The 19,192-nt window shown below is 43.9% G+C and carries 16 protein-coding genes; all 16 read right to left on the bottom strand.

Annotated elements, in window-relative coordinates; all coding sequences use genetic code 11:
* Positions 1-12: 12 nt before the first annotated feature.
* Positions 13-2,508 carry a DEAD/DEAH box helicase gene (locus tag AC4HAI_RS06010; RefSeq protein ID WP_491110846.1) on the bottom strand — a complete coding sequence of 832 codons (2,496 nt, stop codon included), beginning with the start codon at positions 2,506-2,508 and terminating at the stop codon, positions 13-15.
* The gene (locus AC4HAI_RS06005; protein ID WP_491110845.1) at positions 2,501-3,301 is read right to left on the bottom strand and encodes a hypothetical protein; all 801 of its coding nucleotides are present in this window, start codon (positions 3,299-3,301) and stop codon (positions 2,501-2,503) included. Before AC4HAI_RS06005 ends, AC4HAI_RS06010 begins: the two co-directional genes overlap by 8 nt.
* Before the next feature lie 634 nt (positions 3,302-3,935).
* Complete coding sequence (locus tag AC4HAI_RS06000; RefSeq protein ID WP_491110843.1) at positions 3,936-6,938, bottom strand: type I restriction endonuclease subunit R; 3,003 nt, start codon at positions 6,936-6,938, stop codon at positions 3,936-3,938.
* Positions 6,939-7,105: 167 nt separating this feature from the next.
* Entirely contained in the window at positions 7,106-7,480 is a 375-nt protein-coding gene (dhaM, locus tag AC4HAI_RS05995; protein WP_491110841.1) for a dihydroxyacetone kinase phosphoryl donor subunit DhaM, read from the bottom strand.
* A 1-nt stretch (position 7,481) separates the two neighbouring features.
* Positions 7,482-8,057 (bottom strand): dihydroxyacetone kinase subunit DhaL, encoded by a 576-nt coding sequence (gene dhaL / locus AC4HAI_RS05990; protein WP_491110839.1) that lies wholly within the window; start codon positions 8,055-8,057, stop codon positions 7,482-7,484.
* A gap of 10 nt (positions 8,058-8,067) precedes the next feature.
* Positions 8,068-9,057 carry a dihydroxyacetone kinase subunit DhaK gene (dhaK, locus tag AC4HAI_RS05985; protein ID WP_491110838.1) on the bottom strand — a complete coding sequence of 330 codons (990 nt, stop codon included), beginning with the start codon at positions 9,055-9,057 and terminating at the stop codon, positions 8,068-8,070.
* 224 nt (positions 9,058-9,281) lie between these two features.
* Complete coding sequence (gloA2, locus tag AC4HAI_RS05980; RefSeq protein WP_491110836.1) at positions 9,282-9,695, bottom strand: SMU1112c/YaeR family gloxylase I-like metalloprotein; 414 nt, start codon at positions 9,693-9,695, stop codon at positions 9,282-9,284.
* An 11-nt stretch (positions 9,696-9,706) separates the two neighbouring features.
* On the bottom strand, positions 9,707-11,431 hold the full coding sequence (locus tag AC4HAI_RS05975) for an ABC transporter ATP-binding protein (RefSeq protein WP_491110835.1): 1,725 nt from the start codon (positions 11,429-11,431) through the stop codon (positions 9,707-9,709).
* On the bottom strand, positions 11,428-13,161 hold the full coding sequence (locus tag AC4HAI_RS05970) for an ABC transporter ATP-binding protein (protein WP_491110834.1): 1,734 nt from the start codon (positions 13,159-13,161) through the stop codon (positions 11,428-11,430). Before AC4HAI_RS05970 ends, AC4HAI_RS05975 begins: the two co-directional genes overlap by 4 nt.
* Positions 13,162-13,165: 4 nt before the next feature.
* Positions 13,166-13,771, bottom strand: a complete 606-nt coding sequence (locus AC4HAI_RS05965) for a lysozyme family protein (protein WP_491110833.1) — start codon at positions 13,769-13,771, stop codon at positions 13,166-13,168.
* Positions 13,772-13,773: 2 nt separating this feature from the next.
* The gene (locus AC4HAI_RS05960) at positions 13,774-14,751 is read right to left on the bottom strand and encodes a nucleoid-associated protein (RefSeq protein ID WP_491110832.1); all 978 of its coding nucleotides are present in this window, start codon (positions 14,749-14,751) and stop codon (positions 13,774-13,776) included.
* 1 nt (position 14,752) lies between these two features.
* Positions 14,753-16,003, bottom strand: a complete 1,251-nt coding sequence (gene glyA / locus AC4HAI_RS05955) for a serine hydroxymethyltransferase (RefSeq protein WP_491110831.1) — start codon at positions 16,001-16,003, stop codon at positions 14,753-14,755.
* Between the two features lie 79 nt (positions 16,004-16,082).
* Positions 16,083-16,682, bottom strand: coding sequence for an L-threonylcarbamoyladenylate synthase (locus AC4HAI_RS05950; RefSeq protein ID WP_491110830.1), 600 nt, complete (start codon positions 16,680-16,682; stop codon positions 16,083-16,085).
* A complete protein-coding gene (gene prmC, locus AC4HAI_RS05945) occupies positions 16,675-17,505 on the bottom strand; it encodes a peptide chain release factor N(5)-glutamine methyltransferase (RefSeq protein WP_491110828.1) in 831 nt (276 codons plus the stop codon). Before prmC ends, AC4HAI_RS05950 begins: the two co-directional genes overlap by 8 nt.
* Positions 17,502-18,581, bottom strand: coding sequence for a peptide chain release factor 1 (gene prfA, locus AC4HAI_RS05940; protein ID WP_491110826.1), 1,080 nt, complete (start codon positions 18,579-18,581; stop codon positions 17,502-17,504). The genes prmC and prfA overlap by 4 nt, the downstream gene beginning before the upstream one ends.
* A gap of 22 nt (positions 18,582-18,603) precedes the next feature.
* Positions 18,604-19,176 (bottom strand): thymidine kinase, encoded by a 573-nt coding sequence (locus AC4HAI_RS05935; RefSeq protein WP_491110824.1) that lies wholly within the window; start codon positions 19,174-19,176, stop codon positions 18,604-18,606.
* Positions 19,177-19,192: the final 16 nt, after the last annotated feature.

The raw sequence follows: 19,192 nt of genomic DNA, 5'->3' as shown, positions 1-19,192 counted from the left end.
GTGATAGATTAGTTATATAAAGAATTCCTCTAATTCAAATTTTTCTATCCCTTTTTTAGAATTTATATACTCTCTCAAATTACTATTTGCCTTTGCATTTCCAAAGCTATCAAAGTTGATATTAATAAGTTGGTTATCATTCTTTAGTTTTTGGTAAATATTTTTACTTAAACCGAGTCTAAGGATTGCTAATTCTTTCTCATCTCTAGTCTTGTATAAAAAATAGTTGAATTGCGTCTCATTGATAATTCCAAATTCTTTTAATCCACTTAGTAAAAGAGTAATTTCATGGCTAATAAAATCTTCATCAATCTGAAGCTTTAAAATAGCTAAATTATATAAATAATCAATGTTATCCTTGTGTTGTTGTAAATCAACATAAACTTTTGCTTGTCCCTTATAAGATTCTGTTTCATAAGCTATCTCTCCAAATTGGGGACCAACATAAATATAATAATTTTTATTAACTGTTTCGTAATTCTTATCATTCAAGATACGTTCCCAATATCTATACAAATTTTCAATTCTCTCATGAAGGGTATTAAATGAAAAGTCAAGGAAAGATTTGTAATAACTAATTGTCTCGTCATACCTTAACCGTTTTGAATTATTGGTGGGAGAAAATAAATCTTCAATAATTTGATTATCATTAGTAATAAAGGGATCGAAAAAAATTCTTTTTATCATATTGAAAATATCATTAAGAATTGCATCACTATCTTGAACTTTCTGAGATTCATTGATAATTTCTTCTAATTTCTGAATGCCTTTATCAGTATAATTAAGAAGTTGTTGTACTCCTGATTTGTTTAATCTGGCAAAGAAATCAGGAGTCGAATAATTTTCGATAATTTGTTTTTCACGATCGATAATTGTCTCAGCACTATCATTATCCTCTGAATTAATTAATAGGGGATTTTTAACCACATCTTTCGGTCTTCCTCTTAAAGATTCGATTTTATTTCTCAAACTCCCATTTTTATATTGAGGGTATTCTTCCGTTTCAATAAAATGAATAGGAATTAGTAATTTTGTTAAAGTAGATTCTCTTTTAAAAATTTCATTCAATCTATTTACTCTACCTATTAAGTTATTGAGGTCACTGGTGTTTTTAAATCCAGCAATATAAAATAAATTATCTATTGGTAAATTCATTCCTGCTAAAACAACAGAATTAGCAACAAAGTTTTGTAGGAACGAAGACTCTCTTATATTTTTTAATAGATAATTTCTAATTAACAATGGCATTCTGCCGTGTAAGTATACTAATCCCTTCGAGAGATATCTGATTAATTTAAATTTCGGGTGTACAGCCATCTCTAATTCGTTTTGTAAGTCCTTAATTTCCAACGGTACTTCTAATTCAGGTAACGCTCTATAAAGTTCTTCTGAATATCTCTCAATCCATTTTGGACGGTATAAAAAATGAAGATTCTTTTTATAATTTTTTGATAATGCTACTATATAACCTAAATGAGTTGAATTTGTCCAATCACTAATCTGTCTGAATTTATTTAGAAATCTGTCATAAATTAACTCAACTTTATTTTTATCTAAAAGATAGATATCTAATACCTTAAGATTTCTATGAATTATGTGGGAGCTTATTGATTCTTGATCCCTCAACATCAGGTTAGAAGAATTTTGTATTGTTGGTGATAAATATACTAATTTAACATTTGGATTGATAACTTGGGATAGTTTTATAAATCTTGCTAGTAATAAACTACGATTTTCTAATTTTCTACCATAGTCAAAATTGAGTAATTCGTGTGCTTCATCGATATAAATTAAATCAAATTTTATTCCTTCCTCAATTAGTCTCAAGGCTCTTTCTTGCGTTACTATAGCCAAAACACTTTTATCCTGCTCAGAATTAAAGTTTTGGTCATGTATAATAATTTTTCTATGTAATTCATTTTTCTTTTTAGCTTCTCGGTAAGTCTGATCAATTAATGATTTTGTTGGAACTATAATAGCTATATAATTCAAATTATTGTTCTTTTCTAAATGCTTAAAAATTAGTTCACTTTTACCATAAGATGTCGGAGCAATAAATGCGATTTGATTATCATCAGTTGACAAAATTTCATTAAAAATATGACTTTGTTCCTGAGTTTTTACTTTATCATCATCAACAAAACTATCAATCGTAACATTCGAGATTAAATGATTAAAAGTAATATTTTTTAATAAATCATCTTCGATAATTTTTCTGGCTATGGGATAATATCCATAGTTAATAGAAAAATCGTATAATGCTTTATAATCATCTATCTTTACACAAGTACGAACGATAATCATGTAAGCATATTCAATCAATAAATACTTCCTAGTTTCTTTTTCCCATTCATCAATCAACGCAAGAGCTACTGAAAATAAAAACTCAGCATCTCTGCTAGTTAGTTCATCCTTTATATATAATAAATCTAAAATTAAATTTGATATATCTTCTTTATTTTTTAGTCTTGTTAACAAGCTTTTACCACCATCAGACTTTTTATTCATTTGCTATTTCCTTCATAATGTTTATAAAAATTTGCTGTTGACGAAGATTTATTTCAACAATATTTTCTTTTTCAGCCAAGTGTTCAGTAATAATTTTATATATTTCTTGTAAATCTTTGCTCTGAACCTCAGTATTTTCATCAATAACGGTTGAACCAAGAATGACATTACATTCTGAAATGGGTTTATATTTTCCATTTGTATAATCAGTACTGTAGCGTTCTAGTATGGAAATTAAATTACCAGATGAATGAACCACATTAGCATGACTTGCGGCATTTTCCCAAGGATCATTATTGGTATTACCATTTAGTTGCTCAGAAATACCTTTATATGCTCTTTTGATTGTAGTTTTATGTGAATTATTGTGTCCTTCGTAAATAGCTTTACTCTCAACAAGCCACAGCTCACCATCTTTTTCATATAAACCGTCAAACCCTTTTTTAGCAGAATTTTCTTCCAAATTTCTAAAACAGAATCTTTGCTTAAATCCATTATCTTTTAAAATACAGATTAAAAAGAATTCTGCAGCAAAACCTGAAATAATTTTTGTATCTTTCAATCTCTCATCTTTAAATAAGCTATTATATATTTTTTTAGCAATTGTTTTTGAATCAAAATTACTTGTGGCTCCCTTAGAAATTTCTACTAAATTCTCTTTTATAAATTCTTTTTCTTTTTGAGATAAACAATTAATTTGTGCAATTGCAACAGCTTTTTCTTTTTCAGAAATTTCAACTGCTAAATTAACAATTTTTGAAAAAGAGTTAAATCTATTATTTAATAATGTCATATAATACCTCTGATAATTTTATTATCTAGACACTTCCTGTTTGTAGATCTATCAGCAAATTATTAAAAATCATTTTAGCTAATTTTTCTTCCCATTAAGTCCAAAAATATTAACTCAAGTAGAACATTATCTATTAATTTTACTGTACTTTTAGATTTCAGCTTATTATTTTATACTTTCTATAAATTCGTCTAAACATTATTATTCTACCACGTTTCATTCTTAAGCTAAAGGCTATTAAATCAGTGTTTTAGCAATGTTTGAGGTAGATAAAAAAATACTAAATTTTTCCTATGTAATAATAGAGAATATATAAAAAGCAGCCTCTGATTTGGGCTGCTTTAACTAATTTATTATTATCTACCAAGATCTAATATCTTAAATAATAGGCCTCTGCCGTATCTTGTTTAACTGAACACGTCCTAAAAGCTCGGGATTTAGATAAGCTTCCTTGTGTGCCAGCACACGGCGTCACCTTCCTAAAATCCTGGTCTCTTTTTACGCCCTTTGTATCTTAATAAACTGAACGCGCCTACGACTCTGTGGAAAAAGATAAAGTCTCCTAGATGCTTAGGGCATCTGCGTCAACTTTCCTATTTTCCTTTGAGTCGCTTAACGGCTCAGTATCTTGTTATTACCGTCTTAGTCGTAAGGGTTCTATGATGTTTTCGATGAGGTTGGTGTAGTCCCTTTTGATGTTCTTTTTGTATAGGAGGGGGTTGAGGGGTTCTGCGACTTGGGCTTTGTAGTCTTGGTAGCGTTGGCTGGCTGCTAGCTGGCTTTCTCCTTCTTGCTTTTTACGGCCTTTTTGGTAGTGGCTGACGAGGTAGCTGAGTTCGTCCTCGCCGATATACCATTTCTTGGCTAAATCTGTGACATGGCCTTGGATGACCTCTGCTACCATCTCATCTAAGACAGCGCTCAAGGATTGCCCACGATAGCTTTGGGGATCGCTCTTGATCTGATGCCAGAGGGTGGACATGACCTGAGCCAGGCTGCTGTTGGTTTTGGCGAGATTGGCAATATAGTCATCGATAGCGGCTAGGTCCTTGTCTGAGAGGTCAGCTGCTTCTTGACCCTCCTGCGGGATCAGGGCTTGGATGAGGGAGAGGATATACTCATAGTTGATCTCATCGACATGGACAGACTCGATCTCGTAGAGATAGTTGATCGGCTCCTCTTCTTCCACCTCTTCTTCACGCCGGTGCTTGAGCTCGGCTAGGACATTTTGATAGACGCCCATATAGGTCTCTAGCTGGTCTGTGCTGAGACCGTACTCAGCATAGATCTCTGCCTCGTTATACTCTTGGTAGACTTGGAGGGAGGCGAGGCACTTATCAAACTCCTGAAAGGCCTTGGCAAAGACTTTGAGCTCTTGGGTTGTAGCTTGCTCTGGATAGATCCCTAGACTGGGTTCGTCAGTCGTTAGCTGGCGAAAGGCTGCCAGCTTGACGTCAAAATTAGCCTTTTCTTCCTCCCAGTCTGGGGCTAGGACGCTGGTCTGACCGCCGTTTGAGTAGAGCTGGAGGGCATTATCGACGGCTGCTTTAAAGCTATTTGGTGCCTGAAAGGTGATGATCTGACCGTGGCGTTTATTCTTATCAAAGATCCGATTGGTCCTGCTAAAGGCCTGAATCAGATCCTGCGGCTGCATAGGCTTGCGGTCGATAAAAAGGGTGGACAGGCAGGGTGCATCAAAGCCAGTCAGGAGACGATTGACCACGATGACCAGATCCAGCTGCTCGGCTCGAAAGAGGTACTTGTCCTTCTTGCGGGCGAGGCGGTTGTTGACGTCGGTATTGTAGCTGCGCAGGTCGGCCATGGTGAAGTGGGTGCCAAACTCTTTATTGTAATCGCTCAAGGATGCTTGCATCTTCTCTTGATTCGAGTGGGAATCCTCTTCATTTTCAGTGACTGAGTAGGTGATGGCGACCTTGGGGAAGTCAGGGAGGACACGCTTGATGGACTCGCTAATCTTGAGGGTCGTTTCCCCCTTTTTGATACGCTGGATAAGGTCGTAGTACTTCTGCGCCATGGGGATAGACTTGACGGTCAAGATGGCATTGTAGGTCTTGCCGACCCCGTTTTTAAAACCGAGCGGCCCCTTGGAGTGGTTGATGATGGTATCGAGGACCTGCAGCATGTGCTCTTCATTTTCATAGGCTTGATCTGGGATAGCCTTTTCATCAGCCCCTTCATCAAGGAGCAGGGTGCTTTTGTAGTCGACTTTGAAGCCTAAGACGGCGCCATCGTGAATGGCCTCCTTGACCGTATACTCGTGGAGCTTGCGGCCGTAGAGTTCTTCGGTAGTTTGCGCCAGATTGCCCAACTGCTGGCGTTTATTTTCGCCAAAGATAGGTGTCCCTGTAAAGCCGTACCAGAGGGCATGGACAAAGAAGCGTGAGATAGCCTGATGGGCTTGGGGTGTGACTGCCCGGTGGCACTCATCGACCACGAAAGCGACCTTGAGCTGCTTGATTTTCTGGGCATCCTTGCTATAGCGACCTTCATCAATCTTGCGCATGAGGGTGGAGAGCTTCTGGATGGTGGTTACCACCACACGCTTATCATTGCCGGTCAGACGCTTGACCAGATCGTGGGTGCTGTCGGTCTCGTCAATATCAATGACATCATTGGCGGCATAGGACAGAAAGCTGGAGGTCGTCTGCTGGTCTAGGTCACGGCGATCCACCACAAAGATGGTCTTTTTGATGGAAGGGATCTGCAGGAGGTTGCGGGCTACCTTGTAGGAGGTCAGGGTCTTTCCAGAACCTGTGGTATGCCAGACATAGCCTGACTCCTGCTTCTTGCTGGCTTCCTGAACCGCCTCGATGGCATGGATCTGATAGGGGCGCAGTAAGATCAAGGCTTTCTTATCATCATCGATGACCGAATACTGCATGACCATCTGGTGGGCACGGGGAATCGAGAGGACCTGCTGGGCGAAGGCAAAGAGCTCTTCGATCGGCTGGTTCTTGTCGTCCACCCACTTGGTGAGAAATTTCCGGTTGAGCTTGTCAGCCTTGGCGGCAGCGATATAGCGGGTATGGGTTTTATTGGAGATGACAAACATCTGAACGCTTGAAAAAATGCCACGGAATTTTCCTTCACGGTCGTATTTCTGGATCTGGTTGAAGGCTTCATCTGTCGAATGACTGGCACTCTTGAGCTCGATATGGATGAGCGGCAGGCCGTTGATCAGCAGGCTGACGTCTGTCCTGCGGTCACGCTCAAGCTCTTTTGAGCGATTGCGGACGACTTGATGGACAACTTCGTAGGACGATCTGCCGCCTGCGACATTGTCACGCCAGATAACCGAAAGACGGGCATTGTCTAAAGCGGCGTCCTCACGCTGGAGATCGACCTTGGCAATCCCATTTTCACCGACCAGCCATTTGGCTGCCTCGTAATAGCTGGTAAAATCCAGCTGTCCCTTGATCTGCTCCTTTTCCTGATCGGTCAGGGGATGGTCGTTGAGAGCAGCTGTATTATTTTGCTCCAGCTTGGCAAAGAAATTATCCCAGAGGTCTTCTTCTGTGCGCAGGTCCTCACGCAGGCTCCACTGGCTCTCACCTGTAATCAATCGCTCAATAAGCTGCTCCTCAATCACCAGTTCATTTGTCACTTTTATTGCCATAGGTATCACTTTCTAACATTGTACTAACCTTATCATTATAGCATAGGGAAGGTTAAGGAAGTCATAAATCACAAGGGATATAAAGATTAAAAGAAGCAGCTAAAAACGCTCCAATCACTAGGATTTGAAGCGTTTTTGTACATGACGTTTGACTAGTCTGTGTAAGATTACTTTTTAATCTGTAGGTCGGCTAGCTGCTCTAAGATACTGTCTGTATCTGCGCCAGCCTGTAAGAGGGCTGCGGCTGTGTAAGCCCCTTCGACGATAGGGACAGAGGCGATATGAATGGTTTTTTCTGAAAAATCAGCGACCATCTCGAGGTTCATCTTGGCACTGCCAAGATCAAAAAAGGCAAAGAGCTCGTCTTTAGGGTTGCTGCTGATGACCTTTTGGACTTGGTCAAAGCTGGTACCGATACCGCCGTCCTCTGTGCCTCCGATAGCAGTGATAGCGACATCGCTGGCGACTTCATCGATGAGATCAAGAAGGCCTTGGGCGATATGTTTTGAATGGGAAACGATAACCACTCCTGCTTTTGCCATACTAGTCACCTACTTCCATCAAAGCTTCAAAAAGGTAGCCAGATGAGCAGGTACCGGGATCGATATGGCCAAGGGAACGCTCACCCAAGTAGGAAGCACGTCCCTTGGTTGCTCTGATGTCGGCAGAAGTCTCTACATACTGGTGGATCTTATCCAGTGTGAGCTGGTTGGCACGCAGGTCTTCTGAGACCTTCGTCCAAATGTCAACCATGGTTTTTTCACCAACTGCTGCTTTCCCACGCTTTTGGATCATGTCCAATCCTGCTGCAACAGCATCGGCCACGGAGTCACTAGTCTGAAAGGACTTGGTAAAGCCCATAAAGGCTGAGCCGTAAAGGGGGCCTGAAGCACCGCCGACCTTGCTGAGTAGCTGCATGGAGACGACTTTAAAGACATCTGCTGGGCTGGCTGGGGCTTGACTTTCTAGATTTTCCATGACTGCCGCCATGCCTCTTGCCATATTGCCTCCGTGATCGCCATCACCGATTGGTGTATCTAGCTGGGATAGGTAATCTTTATTGGCTTGAATCTTGTCATTGAACAATGACATCCATCTAATCGCTTGTTCTGTATTCATATCTGTCTCCTTACCAGGCAATAGTTGTCACAGGTGCTTCTAGGGCATCTAGCCAGGTCTCGTCTTCTAGACGCAGTAAGGTCAGGGACAAGCCTGCCATGTCGATAGAGGTCATCAGATTGCCTAATTTTTTATAAGCGACTGTTATCTTTTCTTCTGCTAGAAGTTTAGCTAGGTCATTAGCAAAGATATAGAGTTCCATCAGGGGTGTTGCGCCCATACCATTGATGAGGACAGCGTATTTTTCACCTGCTTTTGGTTGGAATGAGGCTGCCAGTTTGCTTACCAATTCTTTGGCTAGATCGGCAGATGGCTTCATCTGTTCACGCTTGTAACCCGGCTCTCCGTGGATGCCTATGCCGTATTCGATTTCGTCATCTGCTAGCTCGAAGCCCGGTTGACCAACTTCGGGTACTGTCGCCCCGCTTAGAGCTAGGCCAATCGTGTGAATATTAGGCACCAAGCGGTCAGCAAGGTCTTTGATCTCCTCAAGCTTTTTGCCGCTTTTTGCTGCATGGCCTAGAATTTTATGGACAAGGACAGTTCCAGCGACACCGCGGCGTCCTTGGGTATAGAGACTGTCTTCGACAGCGATGTCATCATCAACGACGACATAGGAGACAGGGATCCCTTCCATTTCAGCCAGTTCTTGTGCCATTTCAAAGTTCATGACATCTCCTGAGTAGTTCTTGATGACCATGAAGACACCTGCTCCCTCATCAGCCTCTTTGATAGCTTCTAGGACTTGATCGGGTGTCGGTGAGGTAAAGACGGGTCCGCAGACAGCTGCTGAGAGCATGCCCTCTCCGACAAAGCCTGCATGAGAAGGCTCATGCCCGCTGCCACCGCCAGAAATAATAGCGACCTGACCTGTCTTGGGGGCATTGCGAGCGATGATGTCAAAGCCATCCACACGGTGAATGAGATCACCACTGGCAAAGACCATACCATCTAGCATTTCAGTGACGACGTCGGTAGGTTGATTGATAATTTTTTTCATAACTCCTAGCTCCTTTGTTCTTTCTTATACTGTCATTATAGTAAAGCGATTACAAAAAAGAAAGGGATAACTGGATCTTTACCCCTTTTCCTTTCATCATAGAAGAGAAGAAAAGCTAGGAATGGGCATCTTCTGCTTCATGACCACGATTGGTGAAAAACTTACAAATTGAAGGAATGTTATAATGTTGCATCATTATATTTCCGCTACAGTTGTTTTTTTGATCATTCGTGGAGCTCGAGTGGCAGACCGTCTGGATCCTTGAAGAAGGTCATCTTCTCACCGGTGAAGCTGTCACAGCGGATGGGCTCGCAGGTGATCCCCATAGCTTCGAGTTCAGCTACACTTTCTTCAATGTTTTGAACACGAAAGGCTAGGTGGCGCAGACCAGCTGCTTCCGACTTGTACTCTGGCTGACCGATACGTTTTGGGGGAGCTTGGTAGGCGGGATCATTTGTCTTATTCCCAAAGATCTCCAGCTCAATGTCGCCGCACTTGAGATCCAGCTTGTAATCGTGACGCTCAGGGCGGTGGTTTTCTCGGATGATTTTAAAGCCTAATTTGTTGACATAAAAATCACGGGACAATTCATAATCCGAGACGATGATAGCGACGTGATGAATAGCGTTTAGTTGCATATTTTTTCTCCTTAGGCTTGGTTTTGAGCCGTTTGCATGTCATAGTAGACACCTTTTTGGCGCATGAGTTCTTCATGGGTGCCTTGCTCAGCAATATCTCCATCAACCATGACTAGGATTAGGTCAGCGGTCTGGATGGTAGAGAGGCGATGGGCGATGATAAAGCTGGTGCGTCCGGTCATCAACTTTTCAAAAGACTCTTGAATTAACTGTTCGGTGCGTGTATCGATGGAGGAGGTAGCCTCGTCCAAGATCAAGATTTTGGGAATAGAAATAAAGATACGGGCGATGGTCAGGAGCTGACGCTGACCTTGGGACAGCGAGCTTCCTGCGTCTGCGAGATAGGTATCATAGCCGTGAGGGAGCTGGCGGATAAAGTAGTCAGCATTGGCAGCTTTAGCAGCTGCTATGACTTGCTCACGACTGGCTTCTGGATGACCAAAAGCGATGTTATCATGAATGGTCGCTTCCTTGAGCCAAGTCTCCTGGAGAACCATACCGATCTGCTGGCGCAGGCTAGCTCTGGTATACGCCCTGATGGAAACACCGTCGAGCTTTATATCACCACTATCAACCTCATAAAAGCGCATGAGCAGATTGATCAGGGTGGATTTTCCTGCTCCAGTTGGTCCGACAATAGCGACTCGACTGGCAGCGGGTATCTGAACCGTGAGATCCTTGATCAACTTTCTATAGGGCGTGTAGCCAAATGAGACATGCTCAAAACTAAAGGCGCCTTGGACGTGATCCTTGTCTAAAATCTCATCACCTGTCTCTTTTAGGCTATCTTGGTCCAAGACCTGATAGAGGCGCTGGGCGCAAGCTAGAGCGCCTTGGAGTTCGGCTAGGACCGATGAAATATCATTAAAAGGCTTAGTGTACTGGGTCACATAGTTTAAAAAGGTTGTTAGCTGACCGATAGAAAAGGCACCGTTCATGATCCGCAAGGCTCCTACTGCTGCTAAGAGGGCATAGATCAAGGCATTGATGAAGCGGGTAGCAGGATTGACCGAAGACGAATAAAATATAGCCTTCTGAGAATAATCCGCATAGGTCTCATTGGTCCTTTGAAATTGAGCGATGAACTGATCTTGCGCATTGAAGCTCTGTATCAAACTTTCCTGATTGAGACTTTCTTCAATCAACTGGGTCTGCTTGCCTCTAGCCTTGGTTTGATCCTGAAAAAAGTTAAAGGATTTGCGAGCGATAAAGCGTGATAAAAAGAGTGATAAGGGGGTCAAAAGCAAGACTAGAACCATCATGATCCAATCGATATCAGCCATGGTCACCAGGGTCACTACGATGGTCAAAAGACCGACAAAAAATTGGTTGAAAACCATCAATAAGCCATTTGTCAGCTGTTCCACATCTGTCGTGACTCGACTGACTAAATCCCCGACCGACTGGCCAAGATAGGACATAGGAAGCTGATGCAGCTTGGTAATCACACGATCTCTCAGACTCTGGCTAAAGCTGTAAACCAGTTTATTGTAAATCAGAGGATTGAGATACTGGACCATTGTATTAAGGACGATGACAAGGAGCATCTGGGCTAAGATGTGCCAGATGAGCTGATGGTTGTTGGGCACCAAAACAACGTCGACTGCTCGACCGATCAAAACGGGCAGATAAATGGTTAAGCCGACCTGACAGATGATTCCTAGCAGTGCCAGAGCTAGGTAGCCTTTTTGCTGCATAAAGTCGCTGATCAGGCGTTGAAGCGTGTGCCCCTTCATACTTGGTCTCCTTTCTGATGTTGTGATCCATGGATGTCTCGGTAGATTGGACAGGTGCCTAAGAGTTCTTTATGGCTACCTAAGCCGACTTGCTGCCCCTTATCCAGTACCAAAATTTTATCAGCCGATTTGAGACTATTGGTGCGTTGAGAAATGAGGATCAGGCTGGTGTTGAGCTCCTGCTTGATGGCACGAAGCAGACGGCTCTCTGTCAGATAGTCGAGTGCCGAAGTGGAATCATCCAGGATCAGCACGGGACGCTCTTGCAATACTGCACGAGCGATCGTCAGGCGCTGACGCTGGCCGCCCGAGAAATTGCGGCCGAAAGCTGATACAGGACTATCCAGCCCTCCTTCTTTTTCCTGAACAAAATCGCTAGCTTGAGCGATCTCTAGTGCCCACCAGAGTCGCTCATCTGTCACTTGTTCGGGGTCTAGGCCCAAGATGAGATTGGAGCGGATTGTTCCCGTAAACAGCTGGGCCTTCTGAGGTACTAGGCTGATCCAAGATCGCCATTGTCTCAGGGTTTCAGGGGAATGGCCTTCTTGATAGAGATGAAGCTGGCCTTCTTGGGGGTGATAGAGACCTAAAAGAAGCTCGACTAGGGTGGATTTACCAGCACCTGTCCCGCCGATGATCCCCAGCGTTTGTCCCTTATTGAGCTCTAGATCAAGCGCTTTTAGCGAAGGCTTGGCCGCTGTCGGGTAGGTAAAGCTCACCCCTTGAATAGAGAGGAGCTGGTTCCTCTCAGCACTGCTCTCTACGCAAAGCAAACCATCTAAATTTTCCTCCTCTTGCTCAAAGACCTCCTGTACTCGACCAGCACTGATAAAGCTCTGGTTGAGATTGGTAATCATGAGTGCTAGCTTGAGCAGTTCATTGAGAATACCCGTCAGGTAGTTGACCAAGGCAATCAGATTTCCCTGACTTAAGCTTGAGTCTGCGATGGCGAGATTTCCCTGCCAGATGAGGATGACTAGGGTTAGATTGACGATTAGAAAGGTCAAGGGAGCGTTTAAACTAGTCAGCCAACTCGCTTTTAGTTGAGAGTTGGTATAGGCTTGGTTAGCGTTTAAAAATTCGGACTTTTGCCTATCTTCCTGGCCAAAGGCTCGGATAACACTCATTCCTTCTAACTGCTGGCGTGTCAAGCTAACTAGCTGGTCAGTCTGCTTGCGGATCAGGCGGTAGATAGGATTTACTAATCTAGCCAAGAGATAGACCATGAAGCTCAGGGCAGCGACTAGGATTAGAAACCAGATAGATAGGCCTAGATCAATGGTACAGGCCATGATAACAGATCCAAAGACAATGATGGGAGCCCGTAAAAAAAGGCGCAAAAACATATTGATCCCTGTCTGTATCTGGTAGGTATCACTGGTTAAGCGTGTCAATAAGCTTGATGTGGTCAAGTAGTCTCGACTCGCCTTGGGCAGGCGCATGATTTTTTGGTAGAGCTCCTTTGTCAGCTGTTTGGTAAAGCCCACTGCTGCCAGGGAGGAGAAATATTGGGCACTCACAGCTACACTGACGCCCAATAGCGCAAAGATAAGAAGGAGGCCGATCATCTGCCAGAGGGAAGTGGTATCTTTTTGGGGGATAGCCTTATCGACAATCTGTGCGATAATCAAGGGAACCAGCAATTCAAAGGCTGCTTCAAGCAATTTAAAAAGGGGACCGAGGACACTTTTGGCCACATACCCCTTGAAATATTTTAATAGTGATTTCATAATTTTAGAGTTTATCGATCAATCGAATTAAAAAGAGGTTGAATTGAACCTGTTTGGCATAATAGTGATTGCCGCCATCCACATAAAGCTTACCGCCTCCATAAAGGATGGAGACGATATTGTAGTAATGATAGGTATCCCCACTGCTATTACCTAGGCTAGGCGCAACAACGTCTCTCGAGTAGCGCTTAGCAAGCTCGATCGTATTTTTACCACCGTGCTTTGCAACATAGGGGATATAAGCCTGTCCAAAATTATAGGCTTGGATGGCTGTCCAGCTGTCCGTGTGATGGTCTTGGGCTTCTTGCAGATTTTGATCCAGGACCTTGGTTCCTTGTTTGATGCTTTTGCGATTGTCACTGATGGTATCTGTTTGGCCAGTCGAGCTTTCACTGGACTGCATGACATCGCTTGAGCGCCCCTTGGTCTCAGTATAGATCACTGCTAGGACTAGATCTTCATTGGTCGTATTGTCATCCTCGTCTAAGACCTCTTCGACCAGAGGACGATAGGCTAGGACATTTTTGACCGCTCGATAGACGCTGATCCCTTTGGCAATCAGCAGGATCACTATTATGATATAGATGATACGTCTGATTTTTTTAAACATAGTTATTTATTTTGAATATCCTGAATATTTTTAATGAGGATGGAGTAGGTACCGTCATTATTCTGGATGAACTCGACGGAGTCGGCATCCTGATAGACTTGGTTAGGCACAATGAGCTCAATCCCATTGGAAAGCGAAAGTTTTTGATTTTCCAGTTTTTTGGACTGGCGTGAATAGTCAACATCAGCCACTGGCACTGGCTCTGGCATACGGTCTTTTAGCTCGTCGACAAAGGTTAAGCGAGCTGTTAGATTGTCGTCAAAGAGCTGGTTGGCCAATTTTTCTGGAGAGAGTTCTTGATCTTCTTCAAGGTTTTGAAAAATTGCTGATTTGACCTTGGATTGGAATTGAAAATCATCTTGATTAAAGTTGTCAGCCACTTTTTTGGCCGTTTTTTCCAGGAGATTGATAGACTTTTTGACCGACTGATCGGGGCTAACCTTGAGCAGATTTTCTGAAAAATAATTAGCAAAGCTGCCGTTGTGCTTGATGCGCTTTTCAATCAGGTAATAGGCATTGGTCTGACGGTTGATGACCAGTGCTTCATCTGGTGTCTGAGCTGCTGAAGGTAAATTATTTTGCGTCAGTTTAAAGGGTTGTTCAGCATCTCCTTGGATATGAGCTAGGCTGTCTTTTAAGACTAAGCGCAAAAAGGCAAAGTGCTCAACGCCTTCCTTATCAAACTGAATAAAGACCAAGTCATTGGTCTTTTGGTCTTCGCTGAGGACGAACTCCTCCTTCCAGAGCTGGGCGACTGTGCGGGCAGCGTCTGTAAAGTCGGTATCGAGGTTAGCCATAAAGTCATTTTCAGGCTCAAAGCTTCCTCGCTTGGCATCAGCGGTAAAAACCTTGCTTAGCTTTTTGCGGAAATACTCATCTAAGTGGGGTGTTAGCGTCAGCGGTTTATCAGCAAAGCGCAGCTCAGTATCATCAGGACTGAACTGATGGATGATTATTTTTTTTAAGTATAAATCTAGCATATTAATAAAGGGGGAAACTATCGGTCAAAAGTTGGATATCTTGGCGAATACGTTCCAAGGTTGCGGCATCATCGTGATTTTCTAAGGCTTGGATCATCAGTTCAGCAATCTTGGTACTCTCGGCGATTCCCATGCCACGACTGGTGATGGCTGGTGTCCCAATGCGGATACCAGATGTTTTGAACGGAGAGAGTTTTTCATAAGGAATAGCATTTTTGTTGAGAGTAATGTTGACTGACTCTAAAATTTCTTGGGCCACCTTGCCGTTTTCTACGACCTGGGTCACATCAACCAAAAAGACATGATTATCTGTTCCACCAGAGATGACACGGAAATTAGGATGGGCTGAAAAGACGTCTACCATGGCTTTGGCGTTTTTGACAACCTGCTCGCCGTAGTCCTTGAAAGCTGGATCCAAGGCTTCCTTAAAGGCAACTGCTTTAGCTGCAATCACATGCTCAAGAGGCCCTCCTTGGAGTCCTGGAAAGACAGCTGAGTTAATCTTTTTAGCGATTTCTTCATCATTGGTCAAGATCAAGCCACCACGAGGACCACGAAGGGTTTTATGGGTTGTCGAGGTGACCACATGAGCGTAAGGGACAGGATTGGGATGGTGACCAGAGGCGACCAAGCCAGCGATATGAGCCATATCGACAACTAAGTAAGCTCCAACCTCGTCTGCAATCTCACGAAATTTAGCAAAATCAATAATCCGAGAATAGGCTGAAGCTCCAGCCATGATGAGCTTAGGGGAGTGCTCCAGCGCCTGACGGCGAATATCCTGATAATCTAACTCTTCTGTGTCTTGTCTAACATTGTAAGAGACAAAATGATAGGTCTTACCTGAAAAGCTGACGGGTGAGCCGTGGGTGAGGTGGCCGCCAGCTGAGAGATCCATTCCCATGACGGTATCTCCGGGTTGGATCATGGCCATATAGGCTGCGGCATTGGCTTGGCTGCCTGAGTGGGGCTGGACATTAGCAAACTTGGCCCCAAAGAGTTCCTTGGCTCGCTCAATGGCAAGATTTTCAGCTACATCAACGCAGTCAGTACCGCCGTAGTAACGCTTTCCTGGGTAGCCTTCGGCGTATTTATTGGTCAAAACAGAACCTTGGGCAGCCATGACTGCTTTTGAGACCACATTTTCAGATGCGATCAATTCGATATTGTTTTGCTGTCGAACTTCTTCTGCTTGAATAGCCTGCCAGAGTTCTGGGTCGTAGGCCTTGTAATCATCTTTATCAAAAATCATAAAATTACCTCATTTTTTGGTAGACTGAACAGCTGATGTGTCTATAAAACTAAAGTTTTCACCATCAGCTCCTACTCCTTTAAAAATTTAATTCGGGCACCGCTTCCAGCAAGGCTTCCTTGCTGATGGTCCCTTGGCGAAGAATGGTCGCCCTATCGCCTGATAGGTCTAAGATCGTAGAATCCAAACCTTGAATGGCTGGATCATCTGCTATTCCTATCACCTGATGGTCTAACTGCTCGACAATGTCCTCGAAGACCGTGCCAGACGCTCGACCGGACAGATTGGCGGAGGGGCCGATCAAGGGACCGTAGGCCCTAATGAGCTCCTGCGTTAGAGGATGGTTAGGGAGGCGAAAACCGACCGTTGACAGACCCGAGTTGACCCAGCTTGGAACCTTATCATTAGCCTTGAGGATAATGGTTAGCGGACCAGGCAGGAAGGCTTGGTAGAGCTTAGCTAGATAGGCTGGCTGATCCTTACTGTAGGCTAAAATATCTTCCAGGCTAGCAACATTGAGGTTCATAGCCTTGTCGATCGGACGCTGCTTTAACTCATAGACACGCTCAACGGCTTGCTGGTCTAAGGCCTTGGCAAAAAGGCCATAAACGGTTTCAGTCGGAAGGACAACTGCTCCTCCTGCAGCTAAAATTTTAGCAACTGCTGCTTTATCAGCCATTATCAACCACCACCATTCTATCTTGACCAAATTGGTCGGGTAAAACTCTCACCCGCTTATCTGGAAAGGCAGCTTTAAACATCTGTGAGACTGCCTGCCCTTGCTTATAGCCGATTTCGAGATAAATTTTACCATTAGGATTGAGATGGGCTTTGGCTTTATCAGCAATTCTGCGGTAGATAGCCAGTCCTTGCTCCTTGGCAAAAAGAGCTAGATGGGGCTCAGAAATCTTGACATTGAGCCCCACTTCATCCATATCAGCCTGGGCAATATAGGGCGGGTTGCTGACGATAATATCAAAAGCTCCCTCAATCTGGTCAAAGACATCGGATTGCACAAAGTTTATCGAAACCTTATTAGTGTGCGCATTTTCTTCTGCCAAGGTCAAAGCATCTTGAGAAATATCAGAAGCTGCCACCTGCCAGTCAGGACGGCTGTGTGCTAAAGATACAGCGATAGCACCGCTGCCAGTCCCAAGATCAAGCAAGCTCAGACTCCTATCTGTATTCTCCTCTAAAACCAAATCAACCAATTCAGCTGTTTCAGGGCGGGGTATCAGCACCCGCTTATCTACCTTGAAGTTTAGGTCGTGAAAGGTTTCATAGCCAATAATATATTGGGCAGGCTCATGGGCAAGCAGACGCTTGGCAATCTGATCGATCAGAACCTGATCCGCCTCGCTTACTTTTCGGCGTAAGAGCAAGACAAATTCCGTCATATTAAGCCCTTTGAGATGTCTAAACGTAAAGGTTAGGCTCTCTGGTTCTTCCTGCGCTGCTAGCAGCTCAGACTCATAGGCTGCAAAGACTTGGGCATAGGTCATTTATTCAGCTCTTCTAGTTTCTGGGTTTGATCGTAGAGTACCAAGGCATCGATGACATCGTCCAATTTTCCGGACAGGATGCTGTCCAGCTTTTGCAGGGTGAGGCCGATGCGGTGGTCTGTCACTCGATTTTGCGGGAAATTATAGGTACGGATCCGTTCAGAACGATCACCGGTCCCAATAGTGGACTTACGTTCGGCATCCTGCTCATCCTGAGCAATCTGGGCAAAGTGATCAGCTACCCGTGCACGGATGATTTTCATAGCCTTGTCACGGTTCTTCTGCTGGGTTCGCTCTTCTTGCATTTCAACCTTGATACCGGTTGGGATGTGGACCATGCGGACGGCTGTCGCTACCTTATTGACGTTTTGTCCACCGGCACCGGAAGCGTGGTAGATATCTACCCGTAGGTCTTTAGGATCAATATCATACTCCACTTCTTCTACTTCTGGCATGACCAAAACGGTTGCTGTTGAGGTATGAACCCGTCCTTGACTCTCAGTCACTGGAACCCGCTGCACACGGTGGGCACCGGATTCGTATTTGAGTTTGGAGTAGACGGATTGGCCCGATACCATGGCGACGACCTCTTTGATCCCTCCGACACCGTTGTAAGAGGCTTCCATGACCTCAAAGCGCCAGCCCTGGTTTTCTGCATATTTTTGGTACATTTGCAGAAGGTCACCGGCAAACAGTTGAGCTTCGTCACCTCCAGCTGCACCACGGATTTCCAAGATAATATTCTTGTCATCATTAGGATCTTTGGGCAGCAGCAAGATTTTCAGGCGCTCTTCGTACTCTTCCTTAGAGGCCTTGGCGTCCTTGAGTTCTTCCTTGGCCATCTCTTCGAGTTCAGGGTCACCTCCGGCATCCTTAATCATGTCTTCGGCATCGTCGATCGTTTGTAAAACCTGTTTGTATTCTCGGTAAACTGTCACGGTTTCACGTGTACTGGCTTCTTCACGTGACAGCTCCATGAAACGCTTGGTGTCAGAAACGACATCTGGGTCACTGAGCAGTTCACCCAATTCTTCATAGCGGTCTTCTACCGATTGCAGTTGGTCGTAGATATTCATAGAGATTGTTTTATATCCTTTCTTAGTCAATTTCGGGATGATAATAGTGCTTTCGACAGACTGAGATATAGGTCTCGTGTCCGCCAATTTGAACTTGTTCACCTTCATATACTGGCTTGCCATCCTTGACTCTAAGGACCATGATGGCTTTTTTGCTGCAGTATTGGCAGATGGTCTTAATTTCTTCTATCTTGTCAGCTAAGAGTAAAAGTTCTCTGGATCCCTCAAAGAGGTGATTGCGAAAATCATTTTTGAGGCCAAAACACATGACAGGGACATCTAGCTCATCAACTACTCGGGCTAAATCAAAGACATTGCCCTTGGTTAAAAACTGAGCCTCATCTACTAGAACACAAAATGGTTTAGTGGGCAGGCTTTCGATATAGCCATAGATATCCGTATCTTTGGAGATTGGTACAGCCTTTCGCTTGAGCCCGATACGACTAGCGACCCAGCCATAGCCTTCACGTGTATCTAAGGCGCTGGTCATAAGGACAATGGGCTTGCCCTGCTCCTCATAGTTGTAGGCAACTTTGAGAATCTCGATTGACTTGCCCGAATTCATAGTACCATAGCGAAAAAATAACTGTGCCAAAATCCTATCTTCCAAT

It is taken from the genome of Streptococcus sp. ALY_208, from assembly GCF_058314295.1.
The sequence above is the reverse complement of the archived record's forward strand: the minus strand, read 5'-3'. Positions and strand labels throughout refer to the sequence as shown.

Coding starts and splice junctions, on each gene's coding strand:
- dhaL (WP_491110839.1), bottom strand. CDS start 8,057: ATGAATACAGAACAAGCGATTAGATGGATGTCATTGTTCAATGACAAG.
- AC4HAI_RS05975 (WP_491110835.1), bottom strand. CDS start 11,431: ATGAAGGGGCACACGCTTCAACGCCTGATCAGCGACTTTATGCAGCAA.
- AC4HAI_RS05950 (WP_491110830.1), bottom strand. CDS start 16,682: ATGGCTGATAAAGCAGCAGTTGCTAAAATTTTAGCTGCAGGAGGAGCA.
- prmC (WP_491110828.1), bottom strand. CDS start 17,505: ATGACCTATGCCCAAGTCTTTGCAGCCTATGAGTCTGAGCTGCTAGCA.
- prfA (WP_491110826.1), bottom strand. CDS start 18,581: ATGAATATCTACGACCAACTGCAATCGGTAGAAGACCGCTATGAAGAA.
- dhaK (WP_491110838.1), bottom strand. CDS start 9,057: ATGAAAAAAATTATCAATCAACCTACCGACGTCGTCACTGAAATGCTA.
- AC4HAI_RS05965 (WP_491110833.1), bottom strand. CDS start 13,771: ATGTTTAAAAAAATCAGACGTATCATCTATATCATAATAGTGATCCTG.
- dhaM (WP_491110841.1), bottom strand. CDS start 7,480: ATGGCAAAAGCAGGAGTGGTTATCGTTTCCCATTCAAAACATATCGCC.
- AC4HAI_RS05960 (WP_491110832.1), bottom strand. CDS start 14,751: ATGCTAGATTTATACTTAAAAAAAATAATCATCCATCAGTTCAGTCCT.
- AC4HAI_RS06010 (WP_491110846.1), bottom strand. CDS start 2,508: ATGAATAAAAAGTCTGATGGTGGTAAAAGCTTGTTAACAAGACTAAAA.
- AC4HAI_RS06000 (WP_491110843.1), bottom strand. CDS start 6,938: ATGGCAATAAAAGTGACAAATGAACTGGTGATTGAGGAGCAGCTTATT.
- AC4HAI_RS05970 (WP_491110834.1), bottom strand. CDS start 13,161: ATGAAATCACTATTAAAATATTTCAAGGGGTATGTGGCCAAAAGTGTC.
- AC4HAI_RS06005 (WP_491110845.1), bottom strand. CDS start 3,301: ATGACATTATTAAATAATAGATTTAACTCTTTTTCAAAAATTGTTAAT.
- gloA2 (WP_491110836.1), bottom strand. CDS start 9,695: ATGCAACTAAACGCTATTCATCACGTCGCTATCATCGTCTCGGATTAT.
- glyA (WP_491110831.1), bottom strand. CDS start 16,003: ATGATTTTTGATAAAGATGATTACAAGGCCTACGACCCAGAACTCTGG.